Origin of the sequence: Carnimonas bestiolae (assembly GCF_051251145.1) — a bacterium.
Classification (GTDB): Bacteria; Pseudomonadota; Gammaproteobacteria; order Pseudomonadales; family Halomonadaceae; genus Carnimonas; species Carnimonas bestiolae.
This window is the reverse complement of sequence record NZ_JBPCZK010000004.1, coordinates 63,294-83,150: the sequence shown is the minus strand read 5'-3', so window position 1 is coordinate 83,150 and position 19,857 is coordinate 63,294. Positions and strand designations below refer to the sequence as shown.

At 60.6% G+C, this 19,857-nt stretch carries 12 protein-coding genes and 2 tRNA genes; 7 read left to right on the top strand and 7 right to left on the bottom strand.

The genetic code is table 11. The annotated features are described in order from the left end of the window. Positions 1 to 103 precede the first annotated feature (103 nt). From curA to R84865_RS06725, 3 genes are all read left to right on the top strand, one after another. Entirely contained in the window at positions 104 to 1,120 is a 1,017-nt protein-coding gene (gene curA / locus R84865_RS06735) for an NADPH-dependent curcumin/dihydrocurcumin reductase (protein WP_435639187.1), read from the top strand. 471 nt (positions 1,121 to 1,591) lie between these two features. Beyond that, positions 1,592 to 1,667 (top strand) — tRNA-Glu (locus R84865_RS06730). A 17-nt stretch (positions 1,668 to 1,684) separates the two neighbouring features. Beyond that, positions 1,685 to 1,760: transfer RNA gene (locus R84865_RS06725), tRNA-Gly, on the top strand. A gap of 278 nt (positions 1,761 to 2,038) precedes the next feature. Here the strand turns inward: R84865_RS06725 and eutC are convergent. The 5 genes from eutC to rutA form a co-directional block, all read right to left on the bottom strand. Beyond that, a complete protein-coding gene (gene eutC, locus R84865_RS06720; RefSeq protein ID WP_435639186.1) occupies positions 2,039 to 2,884 on the bottom strand; it encodes an ethanolamine ammonia-lyase subunit EutC in 846 nt (281 codons plus the stop codon). Between the two features lie 210 nt (positions 2,885 to 3,094). Further along, positions 3,095 to 4,504 (bottom strand): ethanolamine ammonia-lyase subunit EutB, encoded by a 1,410-nt coding sequence (locus R84865_RS06715; RefSeq protein ID WP_435639185.1) that lies wholly within the window; start codon positions 4,502 to 4,504, stop codon positions 3,095 to 3,097. An 84-nt stretch (positions 4,505 to 4,588) separates the two neighbouring features. Next, positions 4,589 to 5,941, bottom strand: coding sequence for an ethanolamine permease (eat, locus tag R84865_RS06710; RefSeq protein WP_435639184.1), 1,353 nt, complete (start codon positions 5,939 to 5,941; stop codon positions 4,589 to 4,591). An 88-nt stretch (positions 5,942 to 6,029) separates the two neighbouring features. Beyond that, positions 6,030 to 6,779, bottom strand: a complete 750-nt coding sequence (locus R84865_RS06705; protein WP_435639183.1) for an isochorismatase family protein — start codon at positions 6,777 to 6,779, stop codon at positions 6,030 to 6,032. Positions 6,780 to 6,910: 131 nt separating this feature from the next. After that, a complete protein-coding gene (gene rutA, locus R84865_RS06700) occupies positions 6,911 to 8,005 on the bottom strand; it encodes a pyrimidine utilization protein A (RefSeq protein WP_435632735.1) in 1,095 nt (364 codons plus the stop codon). Positions 8,006 to 8,504: 499 nt separating this feature from the next. Between rutA and R84865_RS06695 the strand changes: the two genes are divergently transcribed. The 4 genes from R84865_RS06695 (at position 8,505) to R84865_RS06680 (ending at position 15,723) form a co-directional block, all read left to right on the top strand. After that, positions 8,505 to 10,028, top strand: a complete 1,524-nt coding sequence (locus R84865_RS06695; RefSeq protein WP_435639182.1) for a helicase HerA-like domain-containing protein — start codon at positions 8,505 to 8,507, stop codon at positions 10,026 to 10,028. A gap of 481 nt (positions 10,029 to 10,509) precedes the next feature. Beyond that, complete coding sequence (gene imuA, locus R84865_RS06690) at positions 10,510 to 11,145, top strand: translesion DNA synthesis-associated protein ImuA (RefSeq protein ID WP_435639181.1); 636 nt, start codon at positions 10,510 to 10,512, stop codon at positions 11,143 to 11,145. Between the two features lie 19 nt (positions 11,146 to 11,164). After that, positions 11,165 to 12,571, top strand: coding sequence for a Y-family DNA polymerase (locus R84865_RS06685; protein WP_435639180.1), 1,407 nt, complete (start codon positions 11,165 to 11,167; stop codon positions 12,569 to 12,571). Continuing rightward, positions 12,568 to 15,723: an error-prone DNA polymerase gene (locus R84865_RS06680; RefSeq protein ID WP_435639179.1), complete on the top strand. Its 3,156-nt coding sequence runs from the start codon at positions 12,568 to 12,570 to the stop codon at positions 15,721 to 15,723. Before R84865_RS06685 ends, R84865_RS06680 begins: the two co-directional genes overlap by 4 nt. Positions 15,724 to 15,827: 104 nt before the next feature. Here the strand turns inward: R84865_RS06680 and R84865_RS06675 are convergent, their stop codons facing one another. Both R84865_RS06675 and R84865_RS06670 read right to left on the bottom strand, forming a co-directional pair. Next, positions 15,828 to 18,485 (bottom strand): AAA family ATPase, encoded by a 2,658-nt coding sequence (locus R84865_RS06675; RefSeq protein ID WP_435639178.1) that lies wholly within the window; start codon positions 18,483 to 18,485, stop codon positions 15,828 to 15,830. After that, entirely contained in the window at positions 18,482 to 19,609 is a 1,128-nt protein-coding gene (locus R84865_RS06670; RefSeq protein WP_435639177.1) for a metallophosphoesterase family protein, read from the bottom strand. The genes R84865_RS06675 and R84865_RS06670 overlap by 4 nt, the downstream gene beginning before the upstream one ends. Positions 19,610 to 19,857 lie beyond the last annotated feature (248 nt).

Here is a 19,857-nt window from a genome sequence, read left to right as displayed (position 1 = left end):
CCCTTATGTAGACGTGTACGGCCGCACTGGCATAGGGTGGTGGTTATAAACGTTGGGTATCACATTGCTCAACGATACTTGCACGCAAGCATCAGGAGGCTCCATGGCCGAGTACCGTAATCAGCGCTACGTGTTGGCATCGCGTCCCGAGGGCACGCCGGTGCCGGACAATTTCAGGCTGGAAAGCGAGGATGTTCCTGCGTTGAAGGATGGGCAGGTGCTGCTGGAGATCAAGTACCTTTCGCTCGATCCCTATATGCGCGGGCGAATGAGCAGCGCTCGTTCATACGCGCCGCCGGTCGATATCGATGCCACTATGGTGGGCGGGACAGTGGCACAGGTGGTGGAGAGCCGCCATCCCGATTACAGCGAAGGGGAGTGGGTGCTTTCCTATTCGGGCTGGCAGCGTTACGCCATTTCTGACGGTAGCGATGTGCGCAAGCTTGATCAGCAGGTGCCGGTGACGACTGCGCTGGGCGTGTTAGGCATGCCGGGGTTTACCGCGTACTCGGGACTCTTGACCATCGGCCAGCCGCGCGCGGGTGAAACGGTTGTCGTGGCGGCGGCGACTGGCCCAGTGGGGTCAGCAGTGGGGCAGATTGCCAAACTCAAGGGAGCGCGCGCCGTTGGGATTGCCGGAGGCGAAGAGAAATGCCGCCTGTTAACCGAGCATTTTGGCTTCGACGCAGCGGTCGATCACCGCGCTGACGACTTCGCCGAGCAATTGGCCAAGGCATGCCCCGACGGCGTTGATGTCTATTTCGAGAACGTATTCGGTAAGGTGTGGGAGGCGGTTTTCCCGCTGTTTAATACCTACGCCCGCATTCCGGTTTGCGGACTGGCTTCGCTCTACAATGCGACCGGCCCCTTCGCCGAGCCTGATCACTTGCCAGTGGTGATGCGTGAAGTGCTTTCGCGCAGCCTTACCCTGCGAGGCTTTATTCAGACCGAATTTGCCAAGGAACAGTCCGCTTCCTTCCTGCGCGATATGGGCGAGTGGGTGAGTGCCGGCAAGTTGAAATATCTCGAAGATGTTGTCGATGGCTTCGAGAAGGCGCCAGAGGCGTTTATCGGACTGCTGGAAGGTGCCAATTTAGGTAAGCTGATTATCAAGCTGTGAAGCGGCTGCGTTAAGCGTCGATCAGTCGAGCCGGGCCGGCGGAAGTCGGCCCAATGATATTTGGCTGGCTTGGGCAGGTCGCCGAGTCGCATGGGCGAACCCTCTAACGGTTCGCTGATGTTCTCGCGCTTCACCGGGAGGGAAGCGCAACGACGTCTAATCGTGCGGTGCTGCCTTGTGAACCCGGGGACGGCGAGATTGCTGGCAATAGCGCTTTGTTGATGATCGGATTCGCATGAGGGCGGGAAGGGGCCAGTTCGCTCACTCGGTGCCGCGTCTTCGCACTGCAAACGCTGGCGAATATCACTGGGGCACACATGTAATCATGTCACTGCACAGGCTAATTCGATTTTGCCTCTTGCCATTACCCATCAGTTAGTCCATAATTCTGTCCGTCTTGAAGAGGGGCGACAAGAAAAACGCTGTGTAACCAATTGGTTAGCGGTAATGTTCAGGTCTCCCGGCAATTACGTCCCATTCGTCTAGTGGTCCAGGACACCGCCCTTTCACGGCGGTAACAGGGGTTCGAACCCCCTATGGGACGCCACTTCACTTCCTGACGACGCGGGAATAGCTCAGTTGGTAGAGCGCCACCTTGCCAAGGTGGAGGTCGCGAGTTCGAGCCTCGTTTCCCGCTCCAGACATTAGCGTGCAGATATTATCGAGTATTTGCACGTAGCTAGAAAAGGAGCCTCGCGGCTCCTTTTTTTTGTGTCAGCATTTCTGCTCACCCAGCATTTCCTCTTCGTGCGACAGTTCTTGCCTTGCTATTTCTCCAGCTCGCCCCTTGACTGCAAGGCAACGCTGCTATGATCAGTCCGCCAGTCCGCCAGTCCGCCAGTCCGCCAGTCCGCCAGTCCGCCAGTCCGCCAGTCCGCCAGTCCGCCAGTCCGCCTCGCACTTCTTTTTTCGCGGACGTTAGCGGCGTTTATCTTTCTCCTGGCCTAAAGTGCGCTCACCGTCGCCAAGCAGCGGTGCGGCATTAGCCTCGCTGTTGTCCTTGAGGGCGATGCCCGATGCTTTTATTTCAAGCGCGCCGTTGATCAGATAAGCCAGCCGCTGAGCGGCGCTGGCGAAGCTTTGGCCGCGTGGGCGCACGTTGGAGATGCAGTTGCGGGCGCTGTCGAGACAGCCGCTGTGGGGTTGCCAGGTGAAGTAAATGCCTAGGCTGTCGGGGGAGCTGAGCCCGGGGCGTTCTCCAATTAATACAATGCTCATCCGCGCCTTTAGCGATTCGCCAATCGGGTCGCCAATCGCGACGCGTCCTTGTTCCACCAGAGCCACTGGGCCAAGGCTGAGTCTTGCACGATGAATATGCGGCAGCAGTGCGTCGACAAAGGGCAGGGCCTGCTCGTGAATCGCGCGGGCGGATAGTCCATCCACGATGCTGAGCGAGATATCGCAGTGCTGATTATTCAGCGCCGCCAGTTGCTGCGTGGAAGGAGCGTCGAGCAAGCGTCCGTAGTCGGGGCGACGCAGGTATTCACTGCGGTTTTGCGCTTGGCTGTGCAGACGCAGCGCCAGCGGAACACGTTGCGCAAGGCCTGCCATCATTATTTCGGTATCCAACGCCAGATGCACGGCATCGCGTGCCTGAGCGTGATCGAGCTGGAAGGCGAGCATCGCCTGAGTGGGCAAACTATTACCGCTGCGTCCTAGTCCGATGCGCGCATCAGTGTAGTCACGCAGGTTTCGCCAGCTGTTGAGTACCACCGAGTGCGCCTTTTCGCCGCTGGATTCGTCGGCAGGGGCAGGTGTTGTCATTGGCTGCGCTCCCTATATCAGTTGTGATTAGTAACAGCGCCTATGGCGCTGCGTGAAGGACACTCGAGCGGGAAAAAGGGCGTCTGCAAAGGCCCGTAGCTCTGCCAATGCTGGGGGCTGTGCCTTCCCCTCGTGTTCTGTTTGGCGCCGTTAGCCCGCACACCGCCATGTGTCTCGGTGGCCCGCGTGAACCGCGGCCATTCGCCCGCATCAACCCGGCAGCGCGAATTTGCGCGCTTCCTCAATCACATGGCGGAAACGCGGCGGTAGCTGCTCGGCTACCTTGATACCTTCGCCATGTACATAGATACCGCTGTCTGACAGCCACTGCTCGAACTCCGGGGCGGGGCGCAGGTCCAGTACTTCCCGTAGATAGAGCGCATCGTGGAAGGACGTGGTCTGGTAATTCAGCATAATGTCATCGGCGCCGGGAATGCCCATGATGTAGGTACAGCCCGCTGCGCCCAGCAGCGTCAGCAGCATATCCATATCGTTCTGGTCGGCTTCGGCGTGGTTGGTGTAGCAAACATCGCAACCCATCGGCACGCCCAGTAGCTTGCCGCAAAAATGGTCTTCCAGCCCCGCACGAATAATCTGTTTGCCGTCGTAAAGGTATTCGGGGCCAATAAAGCCGACCACCGTATTCACCAGTAGCGGGCTGAATTCTCGAGCGACGCCATGGGCGCGAGCTTCGAGGGTTTGCTGATCGATACCGTGGTGCGCATTGGCCGATAGCGCGCTGCCCTGACCGGTTTCGAAGTACATCACATTGTTGCCCACCGTGCCGCGCTCAAGCGATAGCGCAGCCTGCTGGCCCTGGCGCAGCAGCTCAAGGGTGATACCAAACCCACGATTGGCGGCCTCGGTACCGGCAATCGACTGAAACACCAAATCGGTAGGCGCGCCGCGCTCAATCGCGTCGATAGCGGTGGTCACGTGGGTGAGCACGCAGCTCTGGGTCGGAATCTGGTAGCGCTCGATCACCTCATCGAGCATCTTCAGCAGGGTGATGACCGCCGTGGTGTTGTCGGTGGCAGGGTTAATGCCAATCACGGCATCGCCGCTGCCGTATAGCAGCCCGTCAAGCATACTGGCAGCGATACCGCTCGGGTCATCGGTGGGATGGTTGGGCTGCAGACGAGTCGCCAGCCGGCCCTTCAGCCCGAGGGTATTACGGAAGCGGGTGACAACCCGACACTTGCGCGCCACCAGCACTAGATCCTGAATACGCATCAGCTTGGCCACTGCCGCTACCATTTCCGGCGTTAATCCGGGGGCCAGCGCCGCCAGACTCAGCTCATTGGCGTGAGGCGAAAGTAACCAATCGCGAAACTCACCGACCGTCAGTGCCGCCACCGGCGCGAAGGCTGCGCGGTCGTGGCGATCAATAATCAGCCGCGTCACTTCGTCAGCCTCATAAGGAATCAGCAGCTCCTCCAGAAAGGTCGCTAACGGCACCTCGGCCAGCGCCAGCTGTGCCGCCACGCGCTGTGCAGCGCTATCAGCGGCAATGCCCGCCAATTCGTCGCCCGAGCGCGCAGGCGACGCCTTCGCCATTAGCTCAGCCAGCGATGCAAAGCGATAGCGCACCGAGCCGGTGTCGTAGTAATAGCTGGCCATGCAATCTCCTGTGTTCTGGTAATGCGCGTGAATGGCAGTGCCGTTGTTCGCGTTGGTGGTGGTAGTGACTAGCGTGCTGCAGGGTTAGGTATCAAGAGTGTTGCCGCGCCGGCCCGACAGTCGGAAATAGCCGTAGCCAATCGCCATCAGCACGATAAACACGACAGTAATGGCTGGGTTGAACCACACCATCGCAATCAGGCTGATCAGCGAGCAGACAACTGCAATCGCGGGCACCACGGGATAGCCGGGCGCTTTATAGCGGCGCTCTAGATGCGGTGCGTGACGGCGCAGCTTGAAAAGGCTCAGCATGCTGCACAGATACATCACGATGGCACCGAATACGGCGAGCGTAATCATGGTGGCGGTGAGGTTGAGCCCTTCGATAACGCCATCGCACAGAATCGCCGCCATGCCAATCACGCCGCCCAGCAGGGTGGCGCGATGCGGTGTGTTGAAGCGCGACAGTTTGGCCAGGCTGGCGGGCAGATAGCCGGCGCGCGCCAGGGCGAAGAATTGGCGTGAATAGCCGAGAATAATGCCGTGAAAACTGGCGATCAGGCCGAACAGCCCAATCCAGACCAGCATATGCATCCAGATCGAATGGCTGCCAATGACCATCCGCATGGCCGCCGGTAGCGGGTCGTTGATGTCTGACAGCGTGCGCCAATCACCGACGCTGCCAGCGAATACCATCACGCCCAGCCCCAATGCCATTAACGTCAGAATGCCCGAAATGTAAGCACGCGGAATGGTGGTGCGGGGATGTTTGACCTCTTCGGCGGCCATCGCGGCACCTTCGATCGCCAGAAAGAACCAGATCGCGAAGGGAATGGCCGCAAACATGCCCGACAGCGCCGCTGGCGAAAAGGTGTGCTGTCCGGCCCAGCCGTGGGCGACAAAATTGCTCAGGCTGATGCCCGGCGACACCACGCCCATAAAGATCAGCAGCTCGGCCACGGCCAAAATGGTCACGATCAGTTCGAAGGTAGCGGCAATGCGTACGCCAATGATGTTCAGCGTCATGAAAATAACGTAGGCCCCGATGGCCGCGTACTTGGGATTCAGCTCAGGAAACTGCACGTTGAGATAGGACCCAATGGCCATCGCGATAGCGGGTGGCGCAAACACGAACTCGATCAAGGTCGCGATCCCAGCGATTAGCCCGCCCATTTCACCGAAAGCGCGACGGGTATAGGCAAAGGGGCCGCCAGCGTGGGGAATCGCGGTGGTCAGCTCGGTGTAGCTGAAAATAAAGCAGCCGTACATCACAGAGATAAACAGCGACGTAATCAGAAAGCCGAGCGTGCCCGCGACGCCCCAGCCGTAGCTCCAGCCAAAATATTCTCCCGAAATCACCAGCCCAACGGCGATGCCCCACAGCTGCAGGGTACCAAGGGTAGGTGTTAATCGAGGCGTTGCGTTGGCGCTTGTCATGCAGGGTGATCTCTTCGCTATTGTTATCGTGAGTGGCAGCGTGTTTAGCACTTGGCTGCTGGTGATGCGGCCGAAGGCGTTCAGGCACCTAGCCAGCGCGATTTAGGCTGGCGCAAAAGTCGTTCACGCTGCCGACCCAGCCAAAAAAGCTTTCCACGTTGTAGATAGCCGCTGCCTGTATCTCCGCGCCGCCGAGCTCGTGGGTAGCGTCGGTGAGCATCAGCGAGAAGTATTCGAGATGGAAGGCGTCGCGCAGCGTTGATTCAACGCACACATTGGTTGCGATGCCGGTAAATACCAGCGATCTGATGCCGTGTGAGCGCAGCGTGCTGTCGAGGGTGCTGTTGAAGAAGCCGCTATAGCGCGTTTTGGGCACCACCACATCACCGGGCTGGGGCTTGATGGCATCGACCAGCGCATAGTCCCAGCCGCCTTTGGCGAGAAACTTGCCGGCATAGTCGGGGTTTTGGCGAATATTCTTCAGCGCGTTGGATTTGTGCCAGTTGGGCGACCCAGGGCCGCCGGCTTCCACGTAGTCAGGATCCCAGCCATTTTGCAGGAAGATCACCAGCATGCCGGCCTGACGCGCGGCTTCAATGGTGGCGACGATATTTTCAATCACACTTTGCGCACCCGAAATATCGAAGCCCACTGTATCCACGTAGCCGCCCACCGAGGCGTAGGCGTTCTGCATATCCACTACGATCAGTGCGGTTTGATTGGGCTGGAAGGCGAACGGCTCGGGGCGCGCAGCCGCAACACAAGGATCAGGCTGTCCCGGCTGCTGCGGTGGGCCGGCGGGAGCGGTCGATGAAAGTGTGACGTGATGAATGGCCATGAAATCTCCCGTTACGGATGAAAAAGGGCGCGAACAGCTGCGGTAACCGCGCTCTGGTAGTGATTGTTGGGCGAGTCGTCGCTGTCGCTGTACAGCGGCTAGCGCTCGACCTGGTGCTCATGCGTGCAAGGCTAGGCATGCTGTGATGCCACCGGTGTTTCGACCTCCAAGCGGCTGCGCATCAGGGGCTGAATGCGCTCACCAAACAGCGTGACGCCTTCCACAAAACGGTCGAAGGTCAGCAGCACGCCCTCGGTGCCTTCGATCTCTGCAACTTCATCAAGCATTCGCGCAACGCTTTCGTACGATCCCACCAGAGTGCCCATATTGAGATTGACCGCCGAGGTAGGGTCCGCCAACTGGCGCACGTTGGTATCGCTGCCCGACGATTTGTCGGCAGCGCCTTGCACGCCTAGCCATTCGAGCGCTTGCTGATCGGCGCCCGCCTTGTAGTGCTCCCATTTGGTGCGCGCTAGCTGGTCGGTTTCGTCGGCAATCACCATCATCAGCACGAAGGTGGTGACGCGGCGTCCGGTTTTTTTTGTGGCCGCCTGTAGCTTGTGGGCCGACGGCGCGAAGGCCTGGGGAGTGTTAACGCCTTTGCCCAGACAGAAGTTGTAGTCGGCATAGCGAGCGGAAAACGCCATGCCCGCATCGCTTGAGCCAGCGCAAATGATCTTCATGTCCGCCTGCGGGCGAGGGCTAACTCGGCAGTCTTCCATGCTGAAAAAGTCGCCTTTTAAATCCGACTTACCGGTATCCCACAGGTCGCGCAGCACTTGGGCGTATTCCGACAGGTAGTGATAGCGGGTGGCGAAAAACTCGTCGCCGGGCCACAGTCCCATCTGTGCGTACTCTGGGCGCTGCCAGCCGGTCACCAGATTAAGGCCGAAGCGGCCGTTGGAGATGCTGTCGATGGTGGACGCCATACGCGCCACGATGGCAGGAGGCATTACTAGCGAGGCTGATGTGGCGAATAGCTCGATCTTCGAGGTAACCGCCGCCAGCCCCGCCATCAAGGTGAACGACTCGAGGTTGTGCTCCCAGAATTCGGTCTTGCCGCCAAATCCACGCAGCTTGATCATCGATAGCGCGAAGTCGAGCCCATAGCGCTCAGCGGTCAAGGTGATCTCTTTGTTGAGCTCGAAGGAAGGCTGGTACTGAGGCGCGTTCTCCGAAATTAACCAGCCGTTGTTACCAATAGGGAGGAAGACACCCACTTTCATATGCATCACCGCTTGATGGCTTTGGGTGTATTGCTTCAGGCAGGGAATGTGCCAACTGGGGAAAGTTGATAAAAATCAGCAATATAGAGGTGTTTTTGCAAGGGCGGTGGCATTTTACGGCGCTGCTAAAGCGCCTGAGTGCATCACCGCAGCGCATCGAAGCACCGCGACGGTGCCGAGTGCCACGAATGGAGGGTGCGTGCGCCTTCGCGCAAAAGTTCGATTGCCAGCGGCCACAGCCGTCGTTGTGCATCTTGCATCGGCGGCATGTTGACGATGGCTTATCGCAGCGCTGTCATTATGTGAGTGCTGAGTGCTGAGTGCTGAGTGCTGAGTGCTGAGTGCTGAGTGCTGAGTGCTGAGTGCTGAGTGCTGAGTGCTGAGTGCTGAGTGCTGAGCTGCCGTGAACGGGTGGGTTTTGCGCTTTTTTAGGATAAACTTGCGCTCAGTGACTGTTTCCACCAAGCAACTCTTTCTTCTTTCCGACGCAGGATATGTGATGCAACCGATTACCCTCGGCAAAAGTGTCGACAGCGATGTCACCGCGCTGCTGCAACCCAAGTATGCCAACCGCCACGGTCTGGTGGCGGGCGCTACCGGTACCGGCAAAACCGTTACGCTAATGACGCTGGCGGAAGGCTTTTCGCGGATCGGCGTACCGGTTTTCATGGCCGACGTGAAAGGCGATGTGGCGGGCCTGTCGATGCCTGGCAAGGGTGACGACAAGCTGGTGGAGCGCGCCAAGGCGATGGGCATCGAAGATTATGCCGCCGAAGCGAGCCCCACGGTGTTATGGGACATCTACGGCAAGAAAGGGCATCCGGTACGTACGACCATCAGTGAAATGGGACCGACGCTGCTCAGTCGCGTACTGGAGCTGAACGATACCCAGTCCAGCGTGCTCGAAATTGCCTTCAAGGTTGCCGACGATCAAGGGTTGTTGCTGCTCGACTTCGACGATCTGCGCGCCATCCTCAAGCTGGTGTCCGAGGAGCGTAAGGCGCTCTCTGAAGAGTACGGCCTGATCAGTGCGCAAACCGTGGCGGCCATCCAGCGTTCGCTGCTGGGGCTCGAAAAAGAGGGCGCGACGCAGTTCTTTGGTGAGCCTGCGCTGGAGCTTGACGACCTGATGCGCACCGACAGCGATGGGCGTGGCGTTATCAATATTCTTGCCTCCGATCAGCTAGTGCTGAAGCCGCGCCTTTATTCCACCTTCCTGCTGTGGGTGCTGTCCGAGCTCTTCGAGCAACTGCCTGAAGTGGGCGATGCCGACAAACCCAAGCTGGCGTTTATTTTCGACGAAGCTCATTTGCTGTTCGACGATGCGCCCGATGCGTTGATGGACCGTATCGAGCAGGTGGTGCGTCTGATTCGCTCCAAGGGGGTTGGCGTCTACTTCTGTTCGCAGTTTCCCGACGATATGCCGGGGCCGGTGCTGGGGCAGTTGGGTAACCGCATCCAGCATGCGCTGCGTGCCTATACGCCTCGCGATCAGAAAGCGGTCAAAACGGCAGCAGAAACCTTCCCCGAAAATCCCAAGCTCGATGTGAAGAAGACGATCTCGGCACTAGGCACCGGGGAAGCACTGGTATCGCTGCTGGACGACAACGGCGTACCCACGCCAGTAGAGCATGACCGTATCGCTCCGCCGCGCTGCCGCATGGGCGCGATCAGTGACGAAGAGCGTCAACAGGTGCTGGCCGACAGCCCGTTCGGTGATAAATACGACACCGCCGTTAATCGCGAATCAGCGGCTGAATTGCTGGCCAAGCGAGCGGAGCAGAAGAGCGGTGACGACGAGTCGCAGGAGAGCGGCGCGGCAGCTAGCGAGAGCGCGAAGAAGTCGAGCGATGGCAAGTCGAGCGCTAGCAAGCAGAGCGGCGATTCCTCGAGCTGGACCGACGAACTGAAAGGCGTGCTGTTTGGCTCCCATGGTCGTCAGGGTGTGGTAGAAAGCGTGCTGAAGCAGGGCGGTCGTCAGTTGGTGCGCGGGCTGTTTGGTAATCTAACGCGACGCAAGTAACGACGCGTGGCATGCGGTTTGGCGAGCCGTTGCTCGCCTTCTGTAACTGAGGCGGAGCCGTGCCTATAGAGCCATAGGCTCGCTACAGAGGCTTCTAAAAGGGGCCCGCCCCCGCGTTGCACGGCGCGTCCTTTACCGCCATCCCTTTCCAAGCGCAGGGCTGATCGACAGCACTGCGCTTGTTGTTTGTAGCCTTCCTTCCTTTTTCAGCAGCGTTAGCGAGAAGCCAGCGCTGCCGCCCTAGTGTGCAGCCACGTTACCCGCAGCCCGCATGTAGTAGCGCAAGGTACGTCTCTGCTGCGCTATTCGCATGACTCTCACTCCGACGCGCGCTATCTCACTGACATGAAAGACGAAGTGCGAGCCATATCGCAGCGATGGCAGGCTATATGTCGTTTCTGAATACTGTATATATAGACAGCTATTAACAAACAGCGTACAAACTACACCTATTAGTGCAGGCTCTTTTAGGTAACACGTCATGTCGATACACAGCACCTCGCGCCGCGCCACACATACCGACGCGCTACAGCAACTGATGAACAGTCAGCAGCTGTGGACGGGGCGGCGTCATGCGGCGTCGGAAGCGGCTAGCGAAACGCTGGCCACCGGACATCGCGAGCTTGATCGTCAGCTGGCGGGCGGCTGGCCCCGTCAGGGGCTGATCGAGCTGCTGGCCGATGGCGCTGGCCTCGGTGAACTTGCGCTGCTGTGGCCGCTGTTGGCACGGCTGACGCAGCAGCGCAGTCCGGTGGTGCTGATTGCGCCTCCGTGGCTGCCCTGTGCGCACGCCTGGGCCAGGGCAGGGGTGTCACTGGAGTGGGTAACGCTGCTCGACTGCAACGACGACGACGTGCTGTGGGCCGCCGAACAGTGCCTGCGCTCTGGCTGCTGCGGGGCGGTGCTATGCTGGCCGCAGCGTGCCAGCGCAACGGCGCTGCGGCGCCTGCACAGTGCCGCTGACAGCGGCAGCGCCCATGCCTTCGTGTGGCGTCGGCAAGCTGCTCAGCAGCAGGCTTCTCCGGCGGTGGTGCGGCTGTTACTGCAGGGCCGCACGCTATCGGTGCTGAAATGCCGCGGTGCGCGTCCTGCTGCGACAGCCGTGGCGCTGAGCTAACGGAGCACAGGGTAAAAGCATGCTGCGCTGGGTCGCTCTTTATTTCCCACGGCTGGCACTCGATGCGGTGCTGCGCCATCAGCCACAGCCACACGCGCCGCTGATTCTGATCGACGGCCCCGCACAGCGCCGCCGTGTCCACAGTGCCAATACGCCTGCTCGTGCCAGCGGCATTGAGCCGGGCATGGCGGTTGCTGCTGCGCGGGCGCGCTGTCATCAGCTGGTGATTCAACCCCATGACGCCGAACGTACTCAGGCGTTGCTACAGCTGCTGGCTAACTGGGCCGGGCACTTTAGTTCGCAAGTGGCGCTGTATCAGGGCGATGCGCTGCTGATCGAAGTGGCCAGCAGTCTGCCGCTGTTGGGGCCTTGGCCCGAACTTGAGCAGCGCATGCGGCGTGCGCTGGATACGCTGGGCCTTGAGTACCGGCTGAACGCGGCGCCTTATCCGTTAGCGGCCCGTATTCTGTGCAATGCCGTCGATGGCTATGCCGTTGCCAGCCACGAGCAATGGCTTGAATGGCTGGCCCCGCTACCGTTGGCGCACAGTGGACTCAACAGCGACGACGTAGCGGCGCTGGCCCGCATGGGCATTACCCGTCTTGATGAGCTGCTGCGGCTGCCGCCCAGTACGCTGGCACGGCGTTTCTCTGCGCAGTTGCTACAGCATCTTGAGCAATTGCGCGGCAGCTTGCCGACCCCGCTTGAGTTTTATCAACCGGCGGAGCACTTCGAACAGCGTCTGGCGCTCGAGTTCGAGGCGACATCACTGCAAGCATTGCTGTTTCCCCTGCGCAGACTCATCAACGACCTAGTGCTGCTGCTCCAGGGGCGTGATTACGGTGTGCAGCGCTTTAGCGTGTGGCTTGAAGATGACGAAGGCACCTCTACAGCGGTCAATGTGGGGCTGCTAAGCATTGAGCGCAGCGCCGACGCGCTGTTTGAGTACGCCCGTGGGCGGCTTGAGCGCATCGAGGTTGAGCGTCCTATCGTGGCGCTGCACCTCAAGGCGCGTGAGCTGTTGCCCTTCGTGCCAGAAAAGCAAGGGCTGTTCGAGCGCCGTGCAACGGCGGGCGAAAGCTGGCGCCAGTTGCAGGAGCGATTGCGCGCGCGGCTGGGCGAACAAGCGCTCAAACCGCTTGGGCTGCGTGAGGAGCATCGCCCCGAGCACGCGTCGCCGTCCCAGTACGACCACCACGCGCGTGCCGATCAGCGCACCCGGCCCGGTTGGCTATTACGCCAGCCGCAGCCGTTTCAGCATCACGCCTGCGAGATTCTGGCCGGCCCTGAACGCATCGAATCAGGCTGGTGGGACGATGGTGATATCCGCCGCGATTACTACCTGGTTGAAACGGCTGAAGGGCGGCGCGGCTGGGCCTTTCGTGACCAACACCAGCAGTGGTGGCTGCAAGGGTGGTTTGGATGATCTCAACGCCAGCGGCCGACTATGCCGAGCTGCACTGTTTGTCCAACTTCAGCTTTCAGCGCGGAGCCTCCAGCGCCGACGAGCTCTTCGAGCGCGCTGCACGGCTAGGCTATCGAGCCTTGGCAATTACCGATGAAGCTACGCTGGCCGGTATTGTGCGCGCTAAACAAGCGGCCGCCGCTCACGGCATCAAGCTGATTGTCGGTGCCGAGTTCAGCGTGGTCTGGCCGCATCCGAATGAAGACAAGCAATCGCCAGTACCGCTCAAGCTGGTACTGCTGGTAGAGCATCTGGCGGGCTATCAGCGCCTCTGCCAACTGATTACGCAGGCCCGCAGGCGCGCCGACAAGGGCAGCTACCAGCTTCACTACAGCGATCTCTGTAGCATGCCTGAGCACAACGCGGGGCTCTGTGCGCTGTGGGTGCCCGAGTGGCCGTCTTCAAGCGATATCGAGCAGCGTCTGATGATCGGGCGGCAGTTGCAGCACTGCTTTCCCGAACGTTTATGGCTGGCGCTTGAGCTGCACTATGGGCAGGACGATTTAATCACTACGGCTGACAGCTATCGATTGGCCGATGCGCTGGGCGTCAACGTTGTGGCGGCGGGAGACGTCCATATGCACAGCCGCGGTCGGCGCGCCTTGCAGGACGTGATGACCGCCGTGCGCCATCATTGCAGTGTGGCTGATGCGGGATGGCGGCTGTTTGCCAACGGCGAGCGGCATTTGCGCCGCCGTGAGGCGCTGGCCGAAATTTATCCCGCCGAAGCGCTGGCTGAAACGCTGGTTGTCGCCGAGCGCTGCCAGTTCGAGTTGGACGAGCTGCGCTATCAGTACCCGCACGAAGGAGTGCCGGCGGGGCATAGCTCCATCAGTTGGCTCACCCAATTGGTAGAAGAAGGCGCGCAGCAGCGCTGGCCCGAAGGAGTCACCGACGACGTGCGCCAGCGGCTGGCGTATGAGCTAGCGTTGATCGAAGAGCTTAAGTACGAAAACTACTTCCTGACCGTTTACGATATTGTGGCCTACGCGCGCAGTCGCGCCATTTTATGCCAGGGGCGCGGTGCCGCGGCCAACTCCGTCGTCTGTTATGCGCTGGGCATTACCGAGCTCGATCCCACTCATGCGCATCTGCTGTTCGAGCGCTTTATCTCCCGCGAACGCGGCGAGCCCCCCGATATCGACGTTGATTTCGAACACGAACGCCGCGAAGAGGTCATCCAGTACATTTTTCAGCGCTACGGCCGTGAGCGGGCGGCGCTCACCGCAGTGGTCAGCAGCTATCACGCTGCGGGCGCCATTCGCGATGTGGCGCGGGCGCTGGGGCTGCCTGCCGATCAGATTGACGAACTGGCCGACTGCTGCGGAGGCTGGGAGTCGCAGCTGCCAAGCGCTGAGCGACTGGCCGAGAAGGGCTTCGACGCACACACCCCGGTGATGCAGAAGGTGCTGGTGCTGGCCGCTCAGTTGATCGGTTTCCCGCGTCATCTCTCTCAGCATCCCGGCGGTTTTGTGATCTCCGACGTGCCGCTGGAGGGGCTGGTGCCGATCGAAAATGCCTCAATGGAAGCGCGTACCGTGATCCAGTGGGACAAGGACGATCTCGATCTGATGGGAATGTTAAAGATCGACGTGCTGGCGCTGGGCATGCTGAGCGCGCTGCGCCGCTGCTTCGATTGTGTCGAGCAGTATTACGGCGAACGCTGGACGCTGGCGACGCTGCCGCAAGAGGATGCCGCCACCTACCGGATGATTCAGAAGGCCGATACGGTGGGGGTTTTCCAGATCGAGTCGCGCGCCCAAATGGCGATGCTGCCGCGGCTTAAGCCCGCAACTTTCTACGATCTGGTGATTCAGGTCTCGATAGTGCGCCCCGGGCCCATCCAGGGCGGCATGGTGCACCCTTACCTTAAGCGCCGCCGCGGGGAAGAAGCCGTTGAGCAACTGTCACCCAAGCTGGAGCAGGTGTTCAAGCGTACGCTGGGGGTGCCGCTGTTTCAGGAGCAGGTGATGGAACTGGCGATTCATGCGGCTGGCTATACCCCTGGCGAAGCCGATCAGCTGCGCCGCTCGATGGCGGCCTGGAAGCGCCACGGCGGGCTCGAAACGCATCGCGAGCGACTGCGTGAGGGCATGCTGGCGCGCGGCTACAGCGATGCCTTTGCGCTGCGCATTTTCGAGCAGATCAAAGGCTTTGGTAGCTATGGATTTCCGGAATCCCACGCCGCCAGCTTTGCGCTGCTGACCTACGCCAGCTGTTGGCTGAAGTGCCACTATCCGGCCGCCTTCGCCTGTGCGGTGATCAATAGCTATCCGATGGGCTTCTACGCCCCCGGTCAACTGCTCAAGGATGCTCGGCATCATGGTATTGAAGTGGCCGGCGTTGATGTGCAGCACAGCGAGTGGGAGTGCAGCCTGGAGCCGAGCCAGCGTGATCCCGCGCAAGCCGCCATTCGGATGGGCTTCAATCAGATTCGAGGTTTTCGGCGTCAGGACGCCGAGCAGATTATCGCAGCACGGCAGCAGGCAAGCTTCACCGAAGTAGCGCAGTTGGCCTATCGCGCGGGGCTTGAGCAACGTGCGCTGAATCTGCTGGCCGACGCCAATGCGCTGAAGAGCCTGGCGGGGCATCGCCATCAGGCGCGCTGGAAGGTTGCGGGCATTGAAGCGCAGCGCCCGCTGTTCGACGATCTACCTGATACCGAACAGGACGAGGTTACCCTGACCGCGCCCAGTCAAGGGCAGGAACTCGTGACCGACTACGCTGTACTGGGCACCACCATTGGCGAGCATCCGATGGCACTGCTGCGCCATAGGCCTGAGCTGCGCGGCTGTCACGATTCGCAGCGTCTGGCGCAGCTCGCCAACAATACCCAGGTTCACGTGAGCGGTCTGGTGATTGGACGCCAGCGTCCCGGTACCGCCTCTGGGGTGATTTTCGTCACCCTCGAAGACGAGCACGGCATGGTCAATGTGGTGGTATGGCGCGCGCTGGCCGAACGGCTGCGCACCGTATTGCTCAACGCACGGCTGATGCGGGTAAGCGGTCGGCTTGAGTGCGAAGAAGGCGTACGCCACCTGATCGCCCAGCACTTCTACGATCTAAGCGAACTGCTCGACGGCATTCCCGTTGGCAGCCGTGATTTTCATTGAGCTTCGGCCCGCACGGGGCGAATGGCATTCCATTCGAAGCCTCTGCACTAGCGTGAGGCGCTACAGGTGTCACCAAGGCATGGACGCCAGAAGAACCCTGAGGCTCACTCTCCCTGCGCCAACGCCTCAATACGCTGCTCATCAACGCCGAGGTCACGCCAGGCGTCGGGATGACAGGTAAAGATCAGCAACTGGTGGCGGGTGGCGGCATCGAACAGAACGCGCTTCATGCGTCCGAGCCGTTCGGCGTCGCTGTGCACAAGCGCGTCGTCAAGCATGATCAGGGTAGGGTGGCCGCTCTCTTTTAATAGGTCGGCGTAGGCCAAGCGGCAGACAACGCCCAGCTGTTCGCGGGCGCCAAAGCTGAGCGCTTCAAGTTCGTGCTGTTCACTGTGGTTGCCGGTGGTACTGCGGCGCGCCAGCAGGGTCGGCACCAACTGCTCATCAAGGGTCAGCGAGGCATCCTTGAACAGAATACCGAGATAGTGGTTGAGCTTTTCCTGTAGCGGTGCCTGCAGCTGTTGTACCAACTGCTGGCGTTTGCTTTCGAGCCGCTCGAGCAGCAGTGTGAGCGCCTTGGCGCGGCGCGAAAATTCGCTCACGCGCTGCTGCTGCCGAGCGTATTCGGAGGCAAGCTCGGCGCGCTGCTCTTCCAGCCCTTGCGCGCCCTGACTGGAAAGCTCGCCCTCTAGACGGGTAATGGTGTCACGCCGCTGGGCGTCGCGTTGGCGACTTTTTTCAAGGCTGCGCGTTAGCCGTTCGACATCCTGTTCCAGCAGCGCTAGCGGTGCTGCCGCCAGGCTCTCTTGCAGGGCGTCGTGGCGCTGCTGATGCTGTTGGCGCGTGCGCTCAAGTTCGCTGTGCTCGTTGCGCAGCGAGGTCAGACGCTGTTGGCGCTCCGCTGATTCGAGCGATGCCACCAAGCGCTCGAGCTGCTCGCGGTTGCGCTGATGCTCCACCTCGGCACGGCCTGCGTCGAGTTGAAGCTGGTGCCACTGCTGCTCGGCCTGTTCGCTAAGTTGTTCGAGCTCACGCTGCTGCTGTACCAAGGCGTCGAGATCAGGCAATGGCTCATCGCTCGCGTCGATTGCAGTGTGCTCGAGCGCTGTGCGCTGCTGGGCAATGTCTGCCTCCAGCGCGTCGAGCTGGCGCTGCAGCGCGTCGAGGCCTTGCGGAGCGCTGTCGGCATAGCGTGCCTCGGCCAGTTGGAGCTCGCCATCAAGCTCGGCGAGCGTGGCAAGGCGCTGGTCAGCTTCTTCAAGTGACGTAACGCCCAATTGGGCGAGCTTTTGCTGAAGATGCTGGGCGATAGTCTCGGCACGCTCACTCAACTGCGCCAGCCCAGCGCCGCCCGGGGTAATGGTCAGCGTGCCCACGTCGGGGATTACCAATTGGGTGGTATCCACCAGTTGAGCATCGCCTGTGCCGCTCAGCACGCGATCACCGAGCTTGAGCTGTTGTCCTGAATCGAGCTGGTAGCGCAGTTGGGTTGCCGCGACGCGCTGCTCGACGTTGATTTCATTTAGCGCTGCCTGCTGCTCGTGAAGCGCCTTGACCGCCGCGCTATCGATGCTCAGCGAGCGCTTGCGCTGCGTGAGGTCCTGAATGGTACTGACGAGCTGTTTGGCACGCGTCAGCTGTTGGTGGCTCGCGCGGTGCTGCTGTTCAAGCTGCACTAATTGCTGCTGACGCTGGTCGCTATCAGCGCGCTGGCGTGCCTGCTCTAAAAGCCGCTGGTGCTGGCGCCGCTGCTCGCTGGCGGTGGTGCTGCGTGTCTTGGCATCAGTCAACCGCAACGTCAGTTCGTCGAGCGCTGTACGGCTGGCGGCCAGCGCCGCGCGATAGCTTTCCTGCTGTTGCTGCTGCGCAGCGAAGTCGTCGAGACTTTGCTTAAGCAGCGCCAGCTGGCGATCGAGCGCCGCCATAGCGTTTTGCTCGCTACTAAGCTGCTGCTGTTTGGCTTGCCATTCGCTGAGCGCTGCGCGCGAGGCTTCCAACTGCTCCGCTAGGCGCGTCAAAGTTTGCTGTTGCTGCTCGTCGCGCTGCTCTTGCTTCAATCGTGCTAATTCATCGACTCGCGACTGATAGTGAGCAATCGCCTGATCGAGTTCGGCCAATTGGTGCTTAAGCTGCTCGCAGCGATTAATCGCCTTGTCGTAATCGCCGCGCGGCTTGTCGGTGCGCTCGGTGAGCAGCTGATGACGCTGCTGGCGCAACGACGTCATCAACGCATCGCTGCCTGCACCGGTGGCAAGCTCACTCATCATGCCTTCAAGCACTTCCTGCAAGCGTCCGGCCGCATGGCTGACCGGTTCGGCAATCTGCTGGGCGCTGCCTTGCTCAATCCACAGAAGCCCCGGAATGCCCCAATCGCGCTGATCGCTGGCACCGCGGGAAGGGTGCTGAAAGCCCATCAGCTGTTTGAGCTGCTGCTCAGCGTCGTCGCCTTCGAAACGCTGGTGGTCGATACTTAGCTCGCAGCGCGCACGCTTGAGGAAGCGTTTATCCAGACGGTAATGCTGCCCCTGATGCTCGAACTCAAGGTGAATTTCAGGCGCGGCACTGCTATCGCTCCACGGGCGCAACTGCGGCAGGTGAGCGCGATGGCGCTCGAAGAAGGCGCTACGAATGGCCTCGGCCAGCGTGCTTTTACCGGCTTCGTTGGGGCCGGTGAAGAGGTTGATGGCAGCATCGAAGTGTTCGATGCGCACTGGCTCGATAAATTTCTTGAATTCGGCGATCTGCAACGACAGCAATTTCATCGCTGGGCCTCCTTGTCGCCGCGCTGTTGGCCGAGCATATCCGCCAGCAGAATCAGCGCATCGCGGGCCGCTTCACCTTGCTCGCCGTGCTGCTCGTTCTTCAACTCGTCGATCACCTCACCGACATAGCCTTCTGCCGCCAGTTGAGCGAGATCCTCCTCGCTGGGCGCGACCCGGAGCTGGTGCATCTCGGCGTGTAGCGAGCGCACCCGTCCCTGGGTTTGGTTCAGCACCCGCTCAAGGCGATGGTGCAGGGCCAGGTCGAGGGTGCCCTCCAGGCTCAAGGCCACTACATCGTGATCGTTCAACGACGCCAGCCACTGCTCCAGTGCCGCAAGATCGGAGTCAACGCGCAGCTCGTAGTGCTGCTGATGCCAGCGATAGCTGCCAGTGTCGAGCACCGTGACCTCTGGGATGGCTTGCGGTGCCGCAATGCTGATCAGCAGCGCATGCCCTGCATCGTTGCTGCGGAAGCGGTCGGGCTCGGGCGTCCCTGAGTACCAGCAGCGCGGATTGATTTCCTTCACGCCGTGCCAATCGCCCAGCGCCAAATAATCGAGCCGTGCGCTAGCAGCACGCTCAGGCGCGAGAGGGTTAGCCGAATCGATGCTGTCATCCAGCACGCCTTGCACGCTGCCATGAGCAAGGCCAACGCGATAGTGCTCGGCGGGGGATTCGGCGTGATCAAACCACGCCGTCAGATCCTGATAGGTATGACGTTGGGTGAGCGGGGCAGGCAGCAGGGTCAGCTTGAGCGCATCGAGGCTCAGCGCTTCCGGCGTCAGGCACAGCGTTACGTTATCCGAAACGGCCCCAAGCCGCTCGGCACGGCTCCATACCGATTCCGCCAGCGCCGCATCGTGGTTGCCGGGAATTAGCACCCAATGGCCGGCGAAGGCCTGCATGGCGTTGAACACCCGATGAATGGTTTTGTCGGCGACGGTTTGCGCATCGAACACATCACCCGCCACTAGCACCACATCCACCTGGTGCTCATTGGCAACGGCCGCCAGTTTCCCAATCGCGTCGATACGCGCCTGCGCTAACAGTGCCGCCTCGTCGGGATCGAATTGACCGAATGACTTGCCGATTTGCCAATCTGCGGTATGTAAAAGCCTAAGCAAGGGACGCACGCTCCGACACGGTTCTGAAAACACGATGGTAACAGTGTCGCGGGGCATTGTGGTGGGGGATTGCGGTGGGAATCGCGGAGTAACCCGCAGTCAGCCTTGGGTAATCACCACATCTGACTCGCTATTGGGGAGCGGAGCAGCGATAGCGAAGCAGGGCGGGGATAGCGACGCCGGGAATAGCAAAACCAACGGTGGTAGCGGCGCCGGGGGATAGCGGATAAGGAATGGTTCAGATATCA